Genomic DNA, 16,403 nt, shown 5'->3' on the forward strand with positions numbered 1-16,403 from the left:
TTATTTATCGGGGTAACAAATATGTGAACAAATTTCTGTAAAAAAAAATATATTGGACAATAATTTTCCAAATTATTGTTGTAAGGAGCTTTTTAAATTTAAAAATTTTAATACATAATTAATGAAAGATCATCAAATACAAGTTAGGGTGCGTTACTCTGAAACGGATCAAATGGGCGTTGTTTATCACGGAAATTACATCCCTTATTTTGAGATAGGAAGAGTGGAATGGCTCAGAAACAAAGGGGTTTCGTATAAAAGTATGGAAGAAAGTGGAATTGCGCTTCCGATAGTTTCCATGAATATAAATTATAAAAAATCAGCTCGCTATGATGAGTTGCTTACCGTTCACACTGTTTTCAAAAGCCAGAGTTCTGTGAAGATAGAATTTGATTGCGCTATTTATAATGAGTCTGATGAGTTATTAACAACTGCCCAATTTATTCTTGTTTTTGTGTCCTTAAAAACAGGTCGTCCTACCGCTCCGCCGGATTATATTTTAGAACTCTTAAAAACAATAGAATAAATTACAAAATAAGCAATTTTGAGTAGAAATTAGAGTCGTTTTATATCGATTTCAAACATTGAACTAAAAATGTCGAATACCATTTCGGCATTTTTTTTTCGGGTTTTTATTTCAATTTTGCCTATTGGAAGTCCTGAATCTTCATTTATTTCCATTTCTTGACTTACAATTTCCAGTTTTTTTTCCTTGATTACCCGCATCACTTTATTCATATTTTGATAATCAAATGTGATTGTAAAATGAATATCTATCGTTTTTTCGACAATTTCACAGGTCTCCAGAACCATTTGTGCGGTCGTTTTATAAGCAGAAATTAATCCTCCAACACCTAATTTCACGCCACCAAATATTCGGACGACAACAATAAGTACATTGGTCACAGAAAAAGACTGAATTTGTCCATAAATAGGCATTCCTGCACTATTGCTTGGTTCACCATCATCATTAGCTCTATACGTTACAGTATCAGGGCCTATTTGATACGCATAACAAAAATGTCCTGCATTAGGGTGTAGTTTGCGCAAGGTTTCGATGAGTGGTTTTACGTCTTCCTCTGATTGAATTGGGAAGGCATAACCAAAAAATTTACTGTTTTTTTCTTTGAATAATACTGCTGAAGAGGGAAAATCAATAGTGTTGTAGGTGTCTTTAAATTCCAAAAGCTACTTTTCTAAATTATTTTTTTGTCAAATAAATGGACAACATCTTCTTCTCCTACTTGTAAATTCCAAACTTGGAATCCTAATGCAAGTGCAGCATCGGTATTTTCTTTTTTGTCATCAATAAATAAAGTGCGTTTTGGAGTTAATTCATGTTTTTTTACCAAATAATTGAAAATTTCGGCGTCAGGTTTTCGCATGCCTAACTCAAAAGAAAAATAAACCCTTTCAAAACATTCATAAAATTCTCTGTAAAAAGTTATTCCGGCCTTATGTTGGAATTTATCGATGTGAATCGCATCCGTATTGCTTAACAAAAATAAACGGTATTTTTGCGAAAGCATTTGCAGAAATTCAAGTCTGTACAATGGGAAATCCAGTAAAATGGTATTCCATGCCTTCCTGATCTCATTTATTGAGGTATTAGGCATATGCTTCTGAAAGCCTTCGATGAATTGAAGTTCAGAAATTTTTCCTTTTTCAAATGATAAGTTGAGTTCATTTAAATCCTCAGTCCACTCTTTTAAACCTAATTTAGTAAAGGCAACAATAGGGGCTTCTTTGTCTAAGTTGATAAAAATATCTCCAAAATCAAAAATTATAGTATTAATCATAGTTTCTAGATAGTATTAATCGATCATTACCAATAGATTGTTTTTTGAACTGGTTTTTAGTAAGATTTGGAGCCTTGGTTCCGTCCTTAAATTCGACACTTCCTTCAAATACTCTAGCTTCGTCCCAAAGATTGGCATCAATAAAAGTTTGTAAAGTTTGTCGCCCGCCTTCAATAATAATGGATTGAATTTGATGCTGATATAGTGATTGTATTATTTGAGTTGCTATGTTTTGTTCAAAATCAAGATACTCAAAGATACAGTTTTCTTTTTCAATAGGTTGTTTCGATTTAGAAAATAAGATTGTTTTAACGTGATTGTCAAACACATGGTTGTCTTTAGGAATGCGATTGTTTTGGTCTAAAACGACTCTAATCGGATTGTTTCCGGACCAATCCCGTGCGTTTAATTTGGGGTTATCATCAATAGCAGTTTGAGTTCCCACCAAAATAGCTTGTTCCTCAGTTCTCCATTTATGTACTAATTGTCTCGAATACTGATTTGTAATCCAGACCGGTTTTTTTTCTGATTTTACCTTTGGCGCGATAAAACCATCTTGACTTTCGGCCCATTTCAAAATAATATAGGGTCTTTTCTTTTCGTGAAATGTAAAAAACCTTTTGTTAAGTTCATTGCATTCTCCTTCAAGAATTCCTACAGTAACATGTATTCCGGCTTCCATTAGTTTTTTGATTCCGTTTCCTGCAACTTTTATATTGGGGTCAACAGTTCCGATAACTACATTTGGAATTTTATTTTTGATAATCAAATCACAACAAGGTGGCGTTTTGCCAAAATGACTACACGGCTCTAAACTCACATAAATAGTCGCTTTTTTCAATAACGATTTATCTTTTACGGAATTCACAGCGTTTACCTCGGCGTGTGGTTCTCCCGATTTTTTATGCCAGCCTTCGCCAATGATTTTGTCTTCATAAACAATAACACTGCCTACCAAAGGATTTGGATAAGTTGTTCCCAAACCATTTCTGGCTAATTCGATGCAGCGTCGGATGTATTTTTCATGTATTTTCACAACACAAAAGTAGTTATTTTGGGTTTAGCCCCGAAACTTCGAGATTAGTTTTGAAACTTTCTAAAATAACACTAAACAATTTCTATTTTTGCATGTAAAATTAGTTTTTGAAGAAAATGGAAAATTACAGCATTAGAAAAATAAAAAAAGAGGACAATCAAGCAGTTGCAGCATTGATAAGAGCGGTTTTTGACGAATTAAACATTCCAAAAGTAGGAACGGCTTATGAAGATCCGTATTTGGATTTAATGTTTGAGGAATACAACAAACCTAAATCGGTTTATTATGTTGTAGAAAAGGATGGGAAAATCATAGGTTCTGCCGGAGTTGCGCCACTTGAAAATGAAGCGGAAACCATCTGTGAACTTCAAAAAATGTATTTTCTACCGGAAACTAGAGGTCTTGGAATTGGAAGCCAAATGATGGCTCAATGTTTACAAAGTGCCAAAGACTTTGGTTTTGAAAAATGCTATTTGGAAACAATGCCTTTTATGCTTGATGCTCAAAAACTGTACAAGAAAGTAGGTTTCGAATACATTTGTTCCCCAATGGGGAGCACAGGTCATACCAGTTGTCCTGTTTGGATGCTTAAAAAATTATAAATTTTAAATGAAAAAGAGCTCTTTTAAAATTAAAGAATACAGAACCCAATTTATTCAAGAACTGACTCCAATTTATGATGCTGGAGAAGCAGAGAGTTTCTTCTATTTAATATTAGAAGAAAAACATCAATTGAAAAGAATAGACTTGGCGTTGCATCCTGATTTGGTTTTTTCGGAGGAAGAAATCGTAGTTTGGAACTCGATTTTGGAACAATTGAAACAGGAAATTCCAGTACAATATCTTTTAGGAAAAACGAGTTTTTATGGATTGGATTTTGAAGTCAATGAAAATGTCTTGATTCCAAGACCCGAAACCGAAGAATTAGTCGAATGGATTTTAGAAAGTCAAAAGTCGAAAGTCGAAAGTCAAAATATCCGTATTTTGGATATTGGAACCGGAAGCGGTTGTATTGCCATTTCATTGGCGAAGAATATTCCAAATGCTCAGGTTTTTGCCATTGATGTTTCTGAAAAGGCTTTGGCTACAGCCAAAACAAACGCAGAAAATAATTCCGTCAACGTTACTTTTATCAATCAAAACATTCTTGAAACAGAAGATTTAAGGCAACAATTTGATATTATTGTTTCTAATCCGCCTTACGTTCGCAATTTAGAAAAGGAAGAAATCAAGAAAAATGTATTGGACAATGAACCGCATTTGGCACTTTTTGTTGAAGATAATGATGCGTTGATTTTTTATAAAAAAATAGCCGAATTGGCCCAGGAAAACTTGTCTAAAAATGGACAATTGTATTTTGAAATCAATCAATATTTAGGAAAAGAAATGGTTGATTTACTCGAAAAAATGAATTTCAAAAACATCCAATTACGAAAAGATATTTACGGAAATGACAGGATGCTTAGTTGTCATTGCGAGGAACGAAGCAATCGCATCTAACTTTGGTTGTTGTTTATGCAAAAATTCTGGTTTTACGGGGTTTGCGTGAGGGGTAGGAGCGAGTTACCTTGTAACGCGGATGACCCGACCGCATTAAAAAAAGGGGCAACTAGCACGTTAAGATTAGTTAGCCCCTTTTTTTAATGTGGTCACGCCCAAATTGTTTTGAAAAATATTAAATGTGATTGCTTCGTTGCTCGCAATGAAGTTGATTACTGCAAACTACTCGTATCGCAATGCTTCAATTGGGTCTAGCATAGCCGCTTTTATTGCAGGATATAAACCAGAAGCGATTGCAACCATAAAACTGGTTATAAATGCCGCCATAATTGCGCTCCACGGAATTACAAATGCAAAACTCATGGCAGTTGCAATACCAAAACCAATTAAGATTCCGAAAATTATTCCTACCAATCCACCCAACTGACCAATAAGTAAAGTTTCTATAAAAAACTGAAAAGCAATCGTTGTTTTTTTGGCTCCCAAGGCTTTTCGAACGCCTATTTCCCGTGTGCGTTCCGTTACCGAAACAATCATGATATTCATCAACGCAATCGAAGATCCAAGAACGGTAATGATACCGATTAGCCAAGAAGCAAGTCCAAGATATTTTGTGATTCCAAGGATTCTGTTGATAAGATCATCACTGCGAACTACTCCAAAATTATTGTCTTTTATCGGGCTTAATTTACGAACGCGGCGCATGGTGCTTGTTGCATTGTCTATGGCTTCATCTAATAATTCTTTTTTAGAAACCATAACACTCACTGTGTAATTTATACTTGGAGCTGTAAACATGGAACGAGCCAGTTGAATAGGGATCAAAATTCTTAAATCCTGACTGTTTCCAAAAGTAGATCCTTTCTCTTTTAATACTCCAATAACTTTAAATTTAGCTCCTCGAATCGAGATTAGTTTATCAATAGGATTTACGTCTTTTAATAATCCTTTCTCAAAATCAGAACCTACAATACATACATACGCATTGTTATCGATGTCAAATCTGGTGAAATTACGTCCAGAGCTGGTTTCTAATCCGGAGTTGGTAATAAAAAATTCATCGACACCAACAACAGTGTTTTCGGGATCTGTTTTAGACGACTCATATTTTACTTCAGCAATAGAAGTTGCGGTAAAAGAAAGCGAAGTTTCAGTAAAAGGATATTTGTATTTGTTTTTGAAAGCAACCGCCTCAGGATAAGAAATGATAGGATTTATTATTTCTCTTTCTCCGCCGCCTCGATTTCGAGTGGTGTTTTCGTATTGATTAATGTTGAATGTATTGGCTCCCATCGATGCGAAATCAGAGGAAATAGTGTTTTCTAAAGCAGAAACAACAGTAAGGATACTAACTAAAGCTGTTATTCCGATAGCGATAATCAACACAGTTAGAACGGTTCTCAACAATTGTGTTCTGATGGAACCGAATGCAATTCGAATATTTTCTTTGAATAATTTTAACATCATAGCAGTTTGACACGAAAATACAATTTTTGTTACAAGTTTGTTTTAGAAGAAGCATTATTTATTTTAAAAATAAGATATTTGCAGTCTTATTTAAGAAGTATACACAATGGCATCAAAACCGAGCATTCCAAAAGGAACCAGAGATTTTTCACCAACTGAGGTGGCAAAACGTCACTATATCATTCAGATTATAAAAAGTAATTTCGAGAAATTTGGTTTTCAACCGATAGAAACTCCTTCGTTCGAAAACTCCGAAACCTTAATGGGGAAATACGGAGAAGAAGGCGATCGTTTGATTTTTAAAATATTAAATTCCGGAGATTATTTGGCGAAAGCCAATGCGACTCATTTAGAAAACAAAGACAGTACAAAATTAACGTCAAGTATTTCCGAGAAAGCCTTGCGTTATGACTTAACCGTTCCGTTTGCGCGTTATGTGGTACAACACCAAAATGATATTGAATTTCCATTTAAAAGGTACCAAATCCAACCCGTTTGGAGAGCTGACCGCCCGCAAAAAGGACGTTTCAGAGAGTTTTTTCAGTGTGATGCTGATGTGGTAGGTTCTAAATCATTGTGGCAAGAAGTAGAATTGGTACAATTGTACGATACTGTTTTTTCTGCTTTAGGTTTAGAAGGTGTAACCATCAAAATCAATAATAGAAAAATATTATCCGGAATTGCCGAAGTGATAGGCGCATCCGATAAATTAATAGATTTCACTGTTGCGTTAGACAAACTCGATAAAATAGGCGAGGACGGCGTGAAAAAAGAAATGATGGAGAAAGGAATTTCGGAAGAAGCAATTCTGAAAGTACAGCCGCTATTTAATTTCACAGGAACTATTTCAGAGAAAATAAACCAACTTTCTGTTTTGCTTGCGGAGTCCAATGAAGGAATGAAAGGAGTTGAAGAGCTGCGTTTTATTTGTGACAACGTTACGGAACTTGGATTGTCAACAGCAATTTTAGATTTGGATGTGACTTTGGCCAGAGGACTAAATTATTATACGGGTGCTATTTTTGAAGTGGCTCCGCCAAAATCAGTTTCGATGGGATCCATTGGCGGTGGCGGACGATATGATGATTTGACCGGAATTTTCGGATTGAAAAATATGAGCGGCGTGGGAATTTCTTTTGGATTGGATCGAATTTATTTGGTTGTCGAAGAATTGAATTTATTTCCTGAAACCGTAACGGCAACTTCTAAAGCGTTGTTTATTAATTATGGCGATACAGAAGCTTTTTATGCGATGAAAGCGATAAAAGAATTAAGGAATTTAGGTGTAAAAGTGGAATTGTATCCGGATAATGCGAAAGTGGCGAAGCAGTTTCAGCATGCTGATAAAAGAGAAATTCCTTTTGCGGTAATCGCAGGGGAACAGGAAATGGCTGCCAATTCTTTTTCTCTTAAAAATTTAGTGAGCGGAGAACAGACTTCAGTAGATTTTGAGGGTTTGAAAAACGCATTATTGTAGTTTTATTTTAAAAGCATAAAAAAAGCTTCGTCTACTAGACGAAGCTTTTTTTAATATAAAATAATGGTGAATTAATAATTTGTAGGCAATCTTTAGTTTTTTATTTACAGAAAATTAACGGTAAATAATTGAAACAAATTTAAATAAACTATATCTAGATAGTCTTAAAATTTTATTAAAATTTCAAGGTCTTAAAATTTGTTTTAAAACGTATAAAATTTAAAAAGAATTATAAATTCGATAAAAAGGTGACAATTTGACATTTTAAAAGAATTGGCAGTACTTTTGCAATCCATAGAAAAGAATAAAAATGAAGTTTAAGAATATTTTTAAAAATACAAGTAATATGACTACTGAAAATACAGAAATTGATCAAGAAATAGATGATGTGACTTTAGAAAATAATGCAAATGGAGAGCAAATCATTATTGAGGAATTAAGTCTGGAAGAGCAATTGACTCAAGACTTAGCCAAAGAGAAAGACAAGTATTTACGATTATTTGCTGAATTTGAAAATTACAAACGCAGAACTACTAAAGAGCGTATCGAGTTGTTTAAAACAGCTAATCAAGAAGTTTTGCTTGCCATGTTACCTGTTTTAGACGATTTCGATAGAGCGATTGTGGAAATAAGCAAATCAGAAGATGAATTGCTGCTAAAAGGAGTGGAGCTTATTCATGAAAAATTAAAAAACACTTTAGTTTCTAAAGGATTAGAGCAAGTTGAGGTAAAGGCTGGAGACGCTTTTGATGCTGATTTTGCCGAAGCAATAACTCAAATTCCTGCATCATCAGATAAAATGAAAGGTAAAATTGTCGACGTTCTTGAAAAAGGATATAAATTAGGAGACAAAATCATTCGTTTTCCAAAAGTTGTTATCGGTCAGTAGTAGAGACGCGATAAATCGCATCTGTACGACATAAAAAAATAAAAATGAAAAAAGATTTTTACGAAATATTAGGCATTTCAAAGAATGCTGATGCTGCTGAAATTAAAAAAGCATACCGAAAAAACGCACTACAATTTCATCCTGACAAAAATCCTGGAGACAAATCGGCAGAAGATAAATTCAAATTGGCTGCTGAAGCTTACGAAGTATTAAGCGACCCTCAGAAAAAAGCAAAATACGATCAATATGGTCATCAAGCTTTTGATGGTTCTGGTGGTTTTGGCGGAGGTGGTCACGGCGGAATGAATATGGATGACATTTTCAGTCAGTTTGGTGATATTTTCGGAGGCGGTTTTGGTGGTTTCGGAGGCGGTGGAGGCGGCGGCGTTCGTCGTGCTAAAGGAAGCAACCTTCGTATCAAAGTAAAATTGACATTGGAAGAAATTGCCAATGGCGTTGAGAAAAAAGTAAAAGTAAAACGTAAAGTTCAAGCACCTGGGGTTACCTATAAAACATGTTCTACATGTAACGGTCAAGGACAAGTAATGCGCGTTACAAATACCATTTTGGGTAGAATGCAATCTGCTTCTACATGTCCAACATGTAGTGGTTCAGGTCAAATTTTAGACAGAAAACCATCCGAAGCGGATTCACAAGGAATGATTCTTGAAGATGAAACGGTTTCAATAAAAATACCTGCGGGTGTTGTGGACGGAATGCAATTGAAAGTTTCTAATAAAGGAAACGATGCTCCGGGAAACAGTATTCCGGGAGATTTGATTGTTGCTATTGAAGAATTGGAGCATGAGTTCTTGAAACGTGAAGGAGAGAATTTACACTACGATTTATACATCAGCTTCGCTGAAGCTGTTCTTGGAATTTCCAAAGATATCGAAGCTATAAACGGAAAAGTGAGAATCAAACTGGAAGAAGGAATTCAATCCGGTAAAATTCTAAGATTAAAAGGAAAAGGAATTCCTAGTATCAATGGGTACGGAAACGGCGATTTATTGGTACATGTAAATGTTTGGACTCCAAAAACACTGAGCAAAGAGCAAAAACAGTTTTTCGAAAAAAATCTTACCGATGAGAATTTTATTCCAAATCCTGAAAAATCAGACAAATCATTTTTTGAGAAAGTGAAAGACATGTTTTCATAATAAAAAGTAGCGATACAATTTATCGATGCTGTTTAAAAAATATATTTCCCATCCTTGTTAAAATAAGGATGGGTTTTTTATGAAATCGCCACTACCAATTTGTTTGTTGCAAACAATTGAAAATCATCGAACTCCGATGAAAATAAAATATTGTGAGATAAACACCAATAAATATAAGGCGATAACATCTAGGACCTCAAAAAATTAAATGCTACATATATGAAACTATTCTAAGTATTTCGATACTAATTATTTACTTTTACACCAATTAAAAAATGAGCATGAGTAATATTCTTGAAGTGAATAAAGTTGTCAAGCAATACGGTGATTATGTGGCGCTTAACGAGGTTTCATTAATGGTTCCAAAAGGAAGTATCTACGGACTTTTAGGTCCAAATGGAGCCGGAAAAACATCACTTATCCGAATTATAAATCAAATTACATTGCCTGACAGCGGTGAAATTATTTTGGATGGTGAAAAATTGCAACCCAAACATGTTCAATATATAGGCTATTTACCAGAAGAAAGAGGATTGTACAACACAATGAAAGTGGGAGAACAATGCTTGTATTTGGCTCAAATGAAAGGACTTTCTAAGGCTGAAGCCAAAAAACAACTGGAGTATTGGTTCGAAAGATTAGAAATTCAAGGCTGGTGGAACAAGAAAATCCAAGAACTATCTAAAGGAATGGCGCAGAAAATTCAGTTTGTGGTCTGCGTTTTGCACAAACCCAAACTGTTGATTTTTGACGAACCTTTTTCTGGTTTTGATCCTGTAAATGCCAATATTATCAAAGATGAAATTCTGGCGTTGCGAGAAGAGGGAGCTACCATAATTTTTTCGACACACCGAATGGAAAGTGTTGAAGAATTATGCGACCATATTGCGCTGATTCACAAATCCAATAAACTCATTGAAGGAAAACTGGATGATGTTAAGAGACAATTTAAAACCAATAGTTTTGAAGTGGGCATTTTATCGGAGAATGTAGAAGGTTTGATGTATGCTATTACACAGAAATTTATCGTTGGTCCAGCTAATTTTAAATCATTGAACAACGAATTAAAACTGGAAATCCAACTCGGGAATGCCACACCAAATGAGTTATTGAATATCCTAACGCAATGCGGTCAGGTAACGCATTTTGTAGAAAAAATCCCAAGTGTTAACGATATATTCATTCAAACAGTAACACAATAGACTTTCTTAGACTTCTTAGATTTTTAGAAAATCTAAAGGTTTATAATTCTAACAGTCTAAAATGTCCAATAATCTAATAATCTAAAATGTCTATAGTATCATTAATTATAAAAAGAGAGTTTATTGCCAAAGTGCGCAATAAATCCTTTATTGTTATGACTTTTTTAAGTCCGTTACTATTTGTGGGAATAGCCGTTTTTGTAGCGTATTTAAGTTCCATGAAAGCAGATACCAAACGAATCGCTATTCATGATGAATCGGGTATGTTTGTAAAGGAATTTACTTCCCAAAACAATAAAAACAAAGCGTATAAATACCTTGATTTGTCTTTGATAGATTTAAAATTCCTCAAAGACAGTATCACAAATGAAAGCTATGAAGGATTGTTATATATTCCAAAAGCGAGTAATTCCAAGGATTTCGAAAGTAAAATCCAGTTTATTTCAAACAGTAGTCCAAGTATTTCATTCATTGAAAATGTTCAGGATGTGATAGCCAATAAACTGACCAAAAATAATTTAGAAAAAGCACATTTAGATACGCTGGCAATTAAAAATGCGCAGTCAAAAGTAAATATCAGCTTGACAAAAGCATCTGGTGAAGAAAGTGTCAAAGGACTTAACGAAATAAAAATTGGTATCGGTGGCGCATTTGGATATCTTATTATGATGTTCATAATCATCTACGGGAACATGGTGATGCGAAGTGTCATCGAAGAAAAAACCAGCCGAATAGTAGAAATTATAATTTCCTCAGTCAAACCATTTCAATTAATGATGGGGAAAATCATAGGAACTTCATTGGCAGGATTGTTGCAATTCTTTATTTGGGCAATAATCGGAATGTCATTAATGTTTGCAGCCTCCGTGTTTTTTGGTGTAAATGTGGGACCTACAGCCAGGGTTTCACCAGAAATGATGCAAACTGCACAGCAAGAAATGACAGGAACTGCCCAAATGTATATTAAAGAATTATGGAATTTACCCATTGCAAGTATTCTTGGTGGCTTTGTAATTTATTTCATTGGCGGTTATTTTCTGTACAGTTCATTTTACGCGGCGATTGGTGCTGCAGTCGATAATCAAACGGATTCACAACAATTTTTGTTGCCAATCATTATGCCATTAATGTTGAGCGTTTACATCGGATTTTTCACTGTTATCAATGATCCGCATGGGACAATTGCAGTCGTTTTTTCAATGATTCCGCTTACCTCACCAATCGTAATGCTGATGCGGATTCCGTTTGGCGTACCTTTGTGGCAAATTGCAATATCTGTAACATTATTATTCGGAAGCTTCTTTTTTGTAGTTTGGTTTGCCGCAAAAATATACCGAATAGGAATACTCATGTACGGCAAAAAACCAACGTGGAGTGAAATGTACCGCTGGTTAAAATATTAATAGAAGTTAATTCGTGGATTTGGTTATTTGTTTAACCGATTAACCGAATGAGCAAATAATCGAATCAAAAAATATGTCAAAAATACTAATCATAGAAGACGAAGCTGCAATTCGAAGAGTACTCACAAAAATACTCTCTGAAGAAAACGATACTTATCAGGTTGAAGAAGCCGAAGATGGTGTTGCAGGTTTTGAAAAAATAAAAAACAACGATTACGACTTGGTTTTGTGCGACATCAAAATGCCAAAAATGGACGGTGTTGAAGTTTTGGAAGCAGTCAAAAAAATCAAACCCGAAATTCCTATGGTGATGATTTCCGGTCACGGCGATATGGAAACTGCAATCAATACGATGCGTTTGGGAGCGTTTGATTACATCTCAAAACCACCGGATTTAAACCGATTATTGAATACGGTTCGAAATGCTTTGGACAAAAAACAACTCGTAGTAGAGAATAAAATTCTGAAGAAAAAAGTCAGTAAAAACTATGAAATGATTGGCGAAAGCGACGCCATCAATCACATCAAAGTGATGATTGAAAAAGTAGCACAGACCGAAGCCAGAGTTTTAATCACGGGACCAAATGGAACCGGAAAGGAATTGGTAGCCCATCAATTGCACGAAAAAAGCGAACGCGCTAATTTCCCTTTAATTGAAGTGAATTGTGCTGCTATTCCGTCTGAATTGATAGAAAGTGAATTATTCGGTCACGTAAAAGGAGCGTTTACATCGGCAGTAAAAGACCGCGCAGGAAAATTTGAAGCCGCAGATAAAGGAACTATTTTCTTGGATGAAATTGGGGATATGAGTCTTTCGGCGCAAGCCAAAGTATTGCGCGCTTTACAAGAAAGTATGATTACCAGAGTGGGAGCGGATAAAGACATAAAAGTTGATGTTCGTGTGGTTGCGGCTACTAATAAAGATTTGAAAAAGGAAATTGCCGAAGGTCGTTTCCGGGAAGATTTATACCATCGTTTGGCAGTAATTTTGATAAAAGTTCCTGCGTTGAATGAAAGACGGGATGATATTCCGATGTTGATTTCGCATTTTGCAGATAAGATTGCTTCGGAGCAAGGAAATGTAGTGAAAAAATTCTCTTCAGCAGCGATTAATTTATTGAAGGAATACGATTGGACAGGAAACATTCGTGAATTGCGAAATGTAGTGGAACGCTTGATTATCCTTGGCGGAAGCGAAATTTCCGAAAATGATGTGAAGTTATTCGCAAGTAAATAAAACTAATTTAATGATTTAAAAATTTGAAGATTTAAAGATTTGGCATCTGTTTTAATCTTTCAATTTTTTCATTTTTTCATCTTTCAATCATAAGAAATGAAACTAAAAAAAATAAACGAAGAGTTGCAACAAGCCCTAATTGAAAACGGTTTGACTGAAGCTAATGCGATGCAAAAAGAAACATTTTCGACACTGAAAAGTGGTTCGGATTGTATTATTATTGCACCAAAAGGAAGCGGAAAATCGACAACAATTGTGCTGAATGTAATTCAGAGATTGGCAGGCGCAAACGAAGAATCACCAAGGGCTTTGATTATTGTCGAAGACAAAGCCAAAGTATTGGAAATGGAATCACTTTTTGAAAAATACGGAAAGAGTTCTAATTTAGAAGTCTATGGTATTCATGATAAAGGAGATATGGAATACGATAAAAATTATATTTCTAGCGGAGTTGATGTGTTGATTGGGACTCCAAATAAGTTAAGTGAAATGTTTACCACGGCTGGATTTAATGTAAACCGATTGAAAATGTTTATTTTGGATGATGCAGATCCAATTTTGAAATTGCGTCATGAAACTAAAATTATGCGTATCTCGAATAGCATTGTTAGAACCCAACGTATTATTTTCTCGGAACAGTTTACAGAACGAATAGAAATCCTTGCTGAAAAAATGCTAGTGGAGCCTTTTGAATTCGATTTTGATGGAGAAGACGAGGAAGAGGATGAAGACGAGGACGAAATCTTTGAAACGGATGAAGCAGATGATTCTGAGGAGCAAGAAGGTGATGAAGAAAACGGTAATAAATAATTAAATAAAGAGTAAAATGGGATTAATGAAAGTGTTTTCGGGAAGTGAAATTTTAGCTTTAGCGTTACAGGAAAGAATTGAAGCAATAGGTGTTGATACTGTTTTGAAAAATAATATACAATCAGCTCGATTGGGAGGATTTGGGGAATTAGGTCAAGCGGTGGAATTGTTTATTCAGGAAACAGAGTTTTCTAAAGCGAATCCAGTTATTGAAGAATTCAGAATGAGTATTTAAACATATTCACAATAAAAATAGAATGAAATATAAAATGTTGGTTTTAGACATGGACGACACTTTGTTGACTGATGATCATAAAATTTCGAATGAGAATAGAGAAATGTTGTTTAAGGCACAGGAATTGGGTGTTTATGTTATTTTGGCTTCCGGGAGACCAACGCCAGCAATGACCTCATATGCCAAAGAATTACAATTAGATAATTCGTATATGATATCGTATAATGGCGCTGTTATTACAGATTTAAAGGAAGATAAAGTCATTTTTGAGCAAACGTTAACCCAAGAACAAATCCATGAATTGTATGATTACAGTTTAAAAAGTAATACACATATTATTACTTATGTTAATGGAAAAATTGTGAGTGAAACGGATTCTGAATTTATCGAAATTGAAAAAAACATCACTGGTTTAGAACATAATAAAGTTGTTAGTTTTAAAGAAGAGGTTCAGTCTTCCGCTGTAAAATGTATTTTATTAGAAGATCCAATTTATCTTAAAGAAGTAGAAAAAGATTTGAAAGCAGCCATGCCACATCTTAGTGTCAGCATGTCAAAGCCTTTCTTTCTTGAAGTAGCACAAAACGGAATTGATAAAGCTGCCAGTATCAAATTTTTAGCCGAAAAACTGAACATTCTTCAAAGCGAAATTATAGCCGTTGGAAACGCAGGAAATGATTTGACAATGATCCAATATGCCGGATTAGGGGTTTGGGTTGATAATGTAGATCCTGAATTGAGAGATAAAGGAGATGTTATTGTAGCTTCAAATAATAATCATGGAGTTGCTGAGGTGGTGAGACGATTTATCTTGAACTAAGATTATTTTATTTAGGTTTGTTTTTCATGTTTTGGTTGAATAGTATAAAGAAGATTTTATTCTATGATGACATCAATTAACTGTACTTCGGAGTTATTTAATTCTTCTACAGACTGAGAAGTGATGCAATCATCAAATTCATTATTCAAGTAAAACACATTTGCTCTTATGGTGGTTTTTACAAAATGTAATTCCCATTTTTCTTTCCAAATTGATATAACCTTATTCATGCTAAATCCTTCTTTTTGAAATAATTTCATCAAATCTCCAGGGAATATATAAATTGTAAATTGCTTTTTATTTTCCGTTTCAATATGGTACATCCCATCATAACTAAGTTTAAAATTTGTAATTTTTAATTGCCTCGTTTCCATAGTATCATTACTTTATTGTTTTTAACAAAGCAAATGTATTGGGTAAGTACGACAAAATAGGGCGGAGTAGATTTATTAGGCAGATGTTTTATTATTATGTGTGTTTAGATTATTTCATAGCAGTTTTGAAAAGTAATTAAAGTATCTTTTTTGTTGTTGATTAAGACTTGATCTTTATATATAACCTTTTCCAAAAGAGTTAATTCGTTTATTTGTAATAGCTGAAATTTTAAGTCATCAATATTGAATTCGTTTGTCCTAATTTCAAAGCTTGCTATTAAGCCTATTTCTGTCTGTTCTACATAAAAACCTTTCTCTAAATGAAAACTTACTTTTTGGATTGTAGCGTTGTATAAAGGGAAAAGTAATAATTTCTCATTTAAATCATCTATTTTTAATTTTTTAATTTTTTTGTTTTTATACCAAATTTCTACTTGGTTTTTGGATGAGTTGATAAGTCCTTCTGTCGTGTTTCCATCTAGGTCTTCGAAAGATTGGATTGTTTTATTCTGAAGGGAGTTATAGAAAAAAGGATCAATAATAACAGCTGTTATAGGTTGTCGCGTTTTATTAGCTGCGTCCATTATTTTTTTTAATAGTTCTTCCGGCAGCACTAACCGTTTTGTTTTCCAGTTTTCGCCAAAAAGGGTTATTTTGAGTTTGTTAGTTGCCACTTAAATGCTATTTACAAATGATGAATTTTATTTTTCGAGAGTGGAAAACCATCCTAAAACTGAAAAATCCCGACTAATCGGGATTTTGTGTATTTATCTTTTATGCCAAGATGCACCCTTGTTTTTTGAATAATACAGCCCTTTTGAGGTAGATGCTAAAAGTTCATTCCCATTATCAGTTAAATCCTGAAATTCAAAAATTATTGATTTTGAAGATCTGCCATGCCATGACCGACCATCATTTGTAGAATACTCAATGCAATTTTTGTTTACGTTAATTCGAACTAATTCTCCTTGATGTGAAACCATTTGACTCATAA

At 34.3% G+C, this 16,403-nt stretch carries 19 protein-coding genes; 12 read left to right on the plus strand and 7 right to left on the minus strand.

Annotated features, from left to right (window positions below):
• Window positions 1–121 precede the first annotated feature (121 nt).
• The gene (locus QLS97_RS05820; RefSeq protein WP_282714892.1) at window positions 122–526 is read left to right on the plus strand and encodes an acyl-CoA thioesterase; all 405 of its coding nucleotides are present in this window, start codon (window positions 122–124) and stop codon (window positions 524–526) included.
• Between the two features lie 29 nt (window positions 527–555).
• Here QLS97_RS05820 and QLS97_RS05825 read toward each other — a convergent pair whose 3' ends face one another.
• From QLS97_RS05825 to ribD, 3 genes are read right to left on the minus strand one after another with little or no spacing between them, the layout of a single operon-like run.
• On the minus strand, window positions 556–1,185 hold the full coding sequence (locus QLS97_RS05825) for an IMPACT family protein (protein ID WP_282714894.1): 630 nt from the start codon (window positions 1,183–1,185) through the stop codon (window positions 556–558).
• A gap of 11 nt (window positions 1,186–1,196) precedes the next feature.
• The gene (locus tag QLS97_RS05830; RefSeq protein WP_282714895.1) at window positions 1,197–1,799 is read right to left on the minus strand and encodes an HAD family hydrolase; all 603 of its coding nucleotides are present in this window, start codon (window positions 1,797–1,799) and stop codon (window positions 1,197–1,199) included.
• Window positions 1,792–2,835 (minus strand): bifunctional diaminohydroxyphosphoribosylaminopyrimidine deaminase/5-amino-6-(5-phosphoribosylamino)uracil reductase RibD, encoded by a 1,044-nt coding sequence (ribD, locus tag QLS97_RS05835; protein WP_282714897.1) that lies wholly within the window; start codon window positions 2,833–2,835, stop codon window positions 1,792–1,794. Before ribD ends, QLS97_RS05830 begins: the two co-directional genes overlap by 8 nt.
• Before the next feature lie 116 nt (window positions 2,836–2,951).
• Here ribD and QLS97_RS05840 point away from each other — a divergent pair, with 116 nt between their 5' ends.
• Window positions 2,952–3,437, plus strand: a complete 486-nt coding sequence (locus QLS97_RS05840) for a GNAT family N-acetyltransferase (protein WP_282715555.1) — start codon at window positions 2,952–2,954, stop codon at window positions 3,435–3,437.
• Between the two features lie 7 nt (window positions 3,438–3,444).
• Window positions 3,445–4,335, plus strand: coding sequence for a peptide chain release factor N(5)-glutamine methyltransferase (prmC, locus tag QLS97_RS05845; protein ID WP_282714899.1), 891 nt, complete (start codon window positions 3,445–3,447; stop codon window positions 4,333–4,335).
• A gap of 222 nt (window positions 4,336–4,557) precedes the next feature.
• On the opposite strand, the gene QLS97_RS05850 is transcribed toward prmC, so the two are convergent.
• The gene (locus QLS97_RS05850; protein ID WP_282714901.1) at window positions 4,558–5,802 is read right to left on the minus strand and encodes an ABC transporter permease; all 1,245 of its coding nucleotides are present in this window, start codon (window positions 5,800–5,802) and stop codon (window positions 4,558–4,560) included.
• 106 nt (window positions 5,803–5,908) lie between these two features.
• Between QLS97_RS05850 and hisS the strand changes: the two genes are divergently transcribed.
• From hisS to QLS97_RS05895, 9 genes are all read left to right on the plus strand, one after another.
• Complete coding sequence (hisS, locus tag QLS97_RS05855; protein WP_282714903.1) at window positions 5,909–7,279, plus strand: histidine--tRNA ligase; 1,371 nt, start codon at window positions 5,909–5,911, stop codon at window positions 7,277–7,279.
• A 310-nt stretch (window positions 7,280–7,589) separates the two neighbouring features.
• A complete protein-coding gene (locus QLS97_RS05860; protein ID WP_282714905.1) occupies window positions 7,590–8,168 on the plus strand; it encodes a nucleotide exchange factor GrpE in 579 nt (192 codons plus the stop codon).
• Window positions 8,169–8,212: 44 nt separating this feature from the next.
• Window positions 8,213–9,328, plus strand: coding sequence for a molecular chaperone DnaJ (gene dnaJ / locus QLS97_RS05865; protein ID WP_099714600.1), 1,116 nt, complete (start codon window positions 8,213–8,215; stop codon window positions 9,326–9,328).
• Between the two features lie 281 nt (window positions 9,329–9,609).
• Window positions 9,610–10,530 carry an ABC transporter ATP-binding protein gene (locus QLS97_RS05870; protein ID WP_282714907.1) on the plus strand — a complete coding sequence of 307 codons (921 nt, stop codon included), beginning with the start codon at window positions 9,610–9,612 and terminating at the stop codon, window positions 10,528–10,530.
• Between the two features lie 86 nt (window positions 10,531–10,616).
• A complete protein-coding gene (locus tag QLS97_RS05875) occupies window positions 10,617–11,933 on the plus strand; it encodes an ABC transporter permease (protein ID WP_282714908.1) in 1,317 nt (438 codons plus the stop codon).
• Between the two features lie 73 nt (window positions 11,934–12,006).
• A complete protein-coding gene (locus tag QLS97_RS05880) occupies window positions 12,007–13,170 on the plus strand; it encodes a sigma-54-dependent transcriptional regulator (RefSeq protein WP_282714910.1) in 1,164 nt (387 codons plus the stop codon).
• 96 nt (window positions 13,171–13,266) lie between these two features.
• Complete coding sequence (locus tag QLS97_RS05885; RefSeq protein WP_282714912.1) at window positions 13,267–13,980, plus strand: DEAD/DEAH box helicase; 714 nt, start codon at window positions 13,267–13,269, stop codon at window positions 13,978–13,980.
• A 16-nt stretch (window positions 13,981–13,996) separates the two neighbouring features.
• Window positions 13,997–14,215, plus strand: a complete 219-nt coding sequence (locus tag QLS97_RS05890) for a putative signal transducing protein (protein ID WP_091164573.1) — start codon at window positions 13,997–13,999, stop codon at window positions 14,213–14,215.
• Between the two features lie 22 nt (window positions 14,216–14,237).
• Window positions 14,238–15,035, plus strand: a complete 798-nt coding sequence (locus QLS97_RS05895; RefSeq protein ID WP_282714914.1) for a Cof-type HAD-IIB family hydrolase — start codon at window positions 14,238–14,240, stop codon at window positions 15,033–15,035.
• A gap of 56 nt (window positions 15,036–15,091) precedes the next feature.
• Here the strand turns inward: QLS97_RS05895 and QLS97_RS05900 are convergent, their stop codons facing one another.
• The 3 genes from QLS97_RS05900 to QLS97_RS05910 all read right to left on the minus strand — a co-directional run bounded on the left by QLS97_RS05900 (window position 15,092) and on the right by QLS97_RS05910 (window position 16,401).
• Window positions 15,092–15,409, minus strand: coding sequence for a hypothetical protein (locus QLS97_RS05900; protein WP_282714916.1), 318 nt, complete (start codon window positions 15,407–15,409; stop codon window positions 15,092–15,094).
• 104 nt (window positions 15,410–15,513) lie between these two features.
• Window positions 15,514–16,083 carry a hypothetical protein gene (locus QLS97_RS05905; protein ID WP_282714918.1) on the minus strand — a complete coding sequence of 190 codons (570 nt, stop codon included), beginning with the start codon at window positions 16,081–16,083 and terminating at the stop codon, window positions 15,514–15,516.
• A 93-nt stretch (window positions 16,084–16,176) separates the two neighbouring features.
• Window positions 16,177–16,401 carry a beta propeller repeat protein gene (locus tag QLS97_RS05910; RefSeq protein ID WP_282714919.1) on the minus strand — a complete coding sequence of 75 codons (225 nt, stop codon included), beginning with the start codon at window positions 16,399–16,401 and terminating at the stop codon, window positions 16,177–16,179.
• Window positions 16,402–16,403 lie beyond the last annotated feature (2 nt).

The organism is Flavobacterium yafengii, from assembly GCF_030010375.1.
GTDB lineage: Bacteria > Bacteroidota > Bacteroidia > Flavobacteriales > Flavobacteriaceae > Flavobacterium > Flavobacterium yafengii.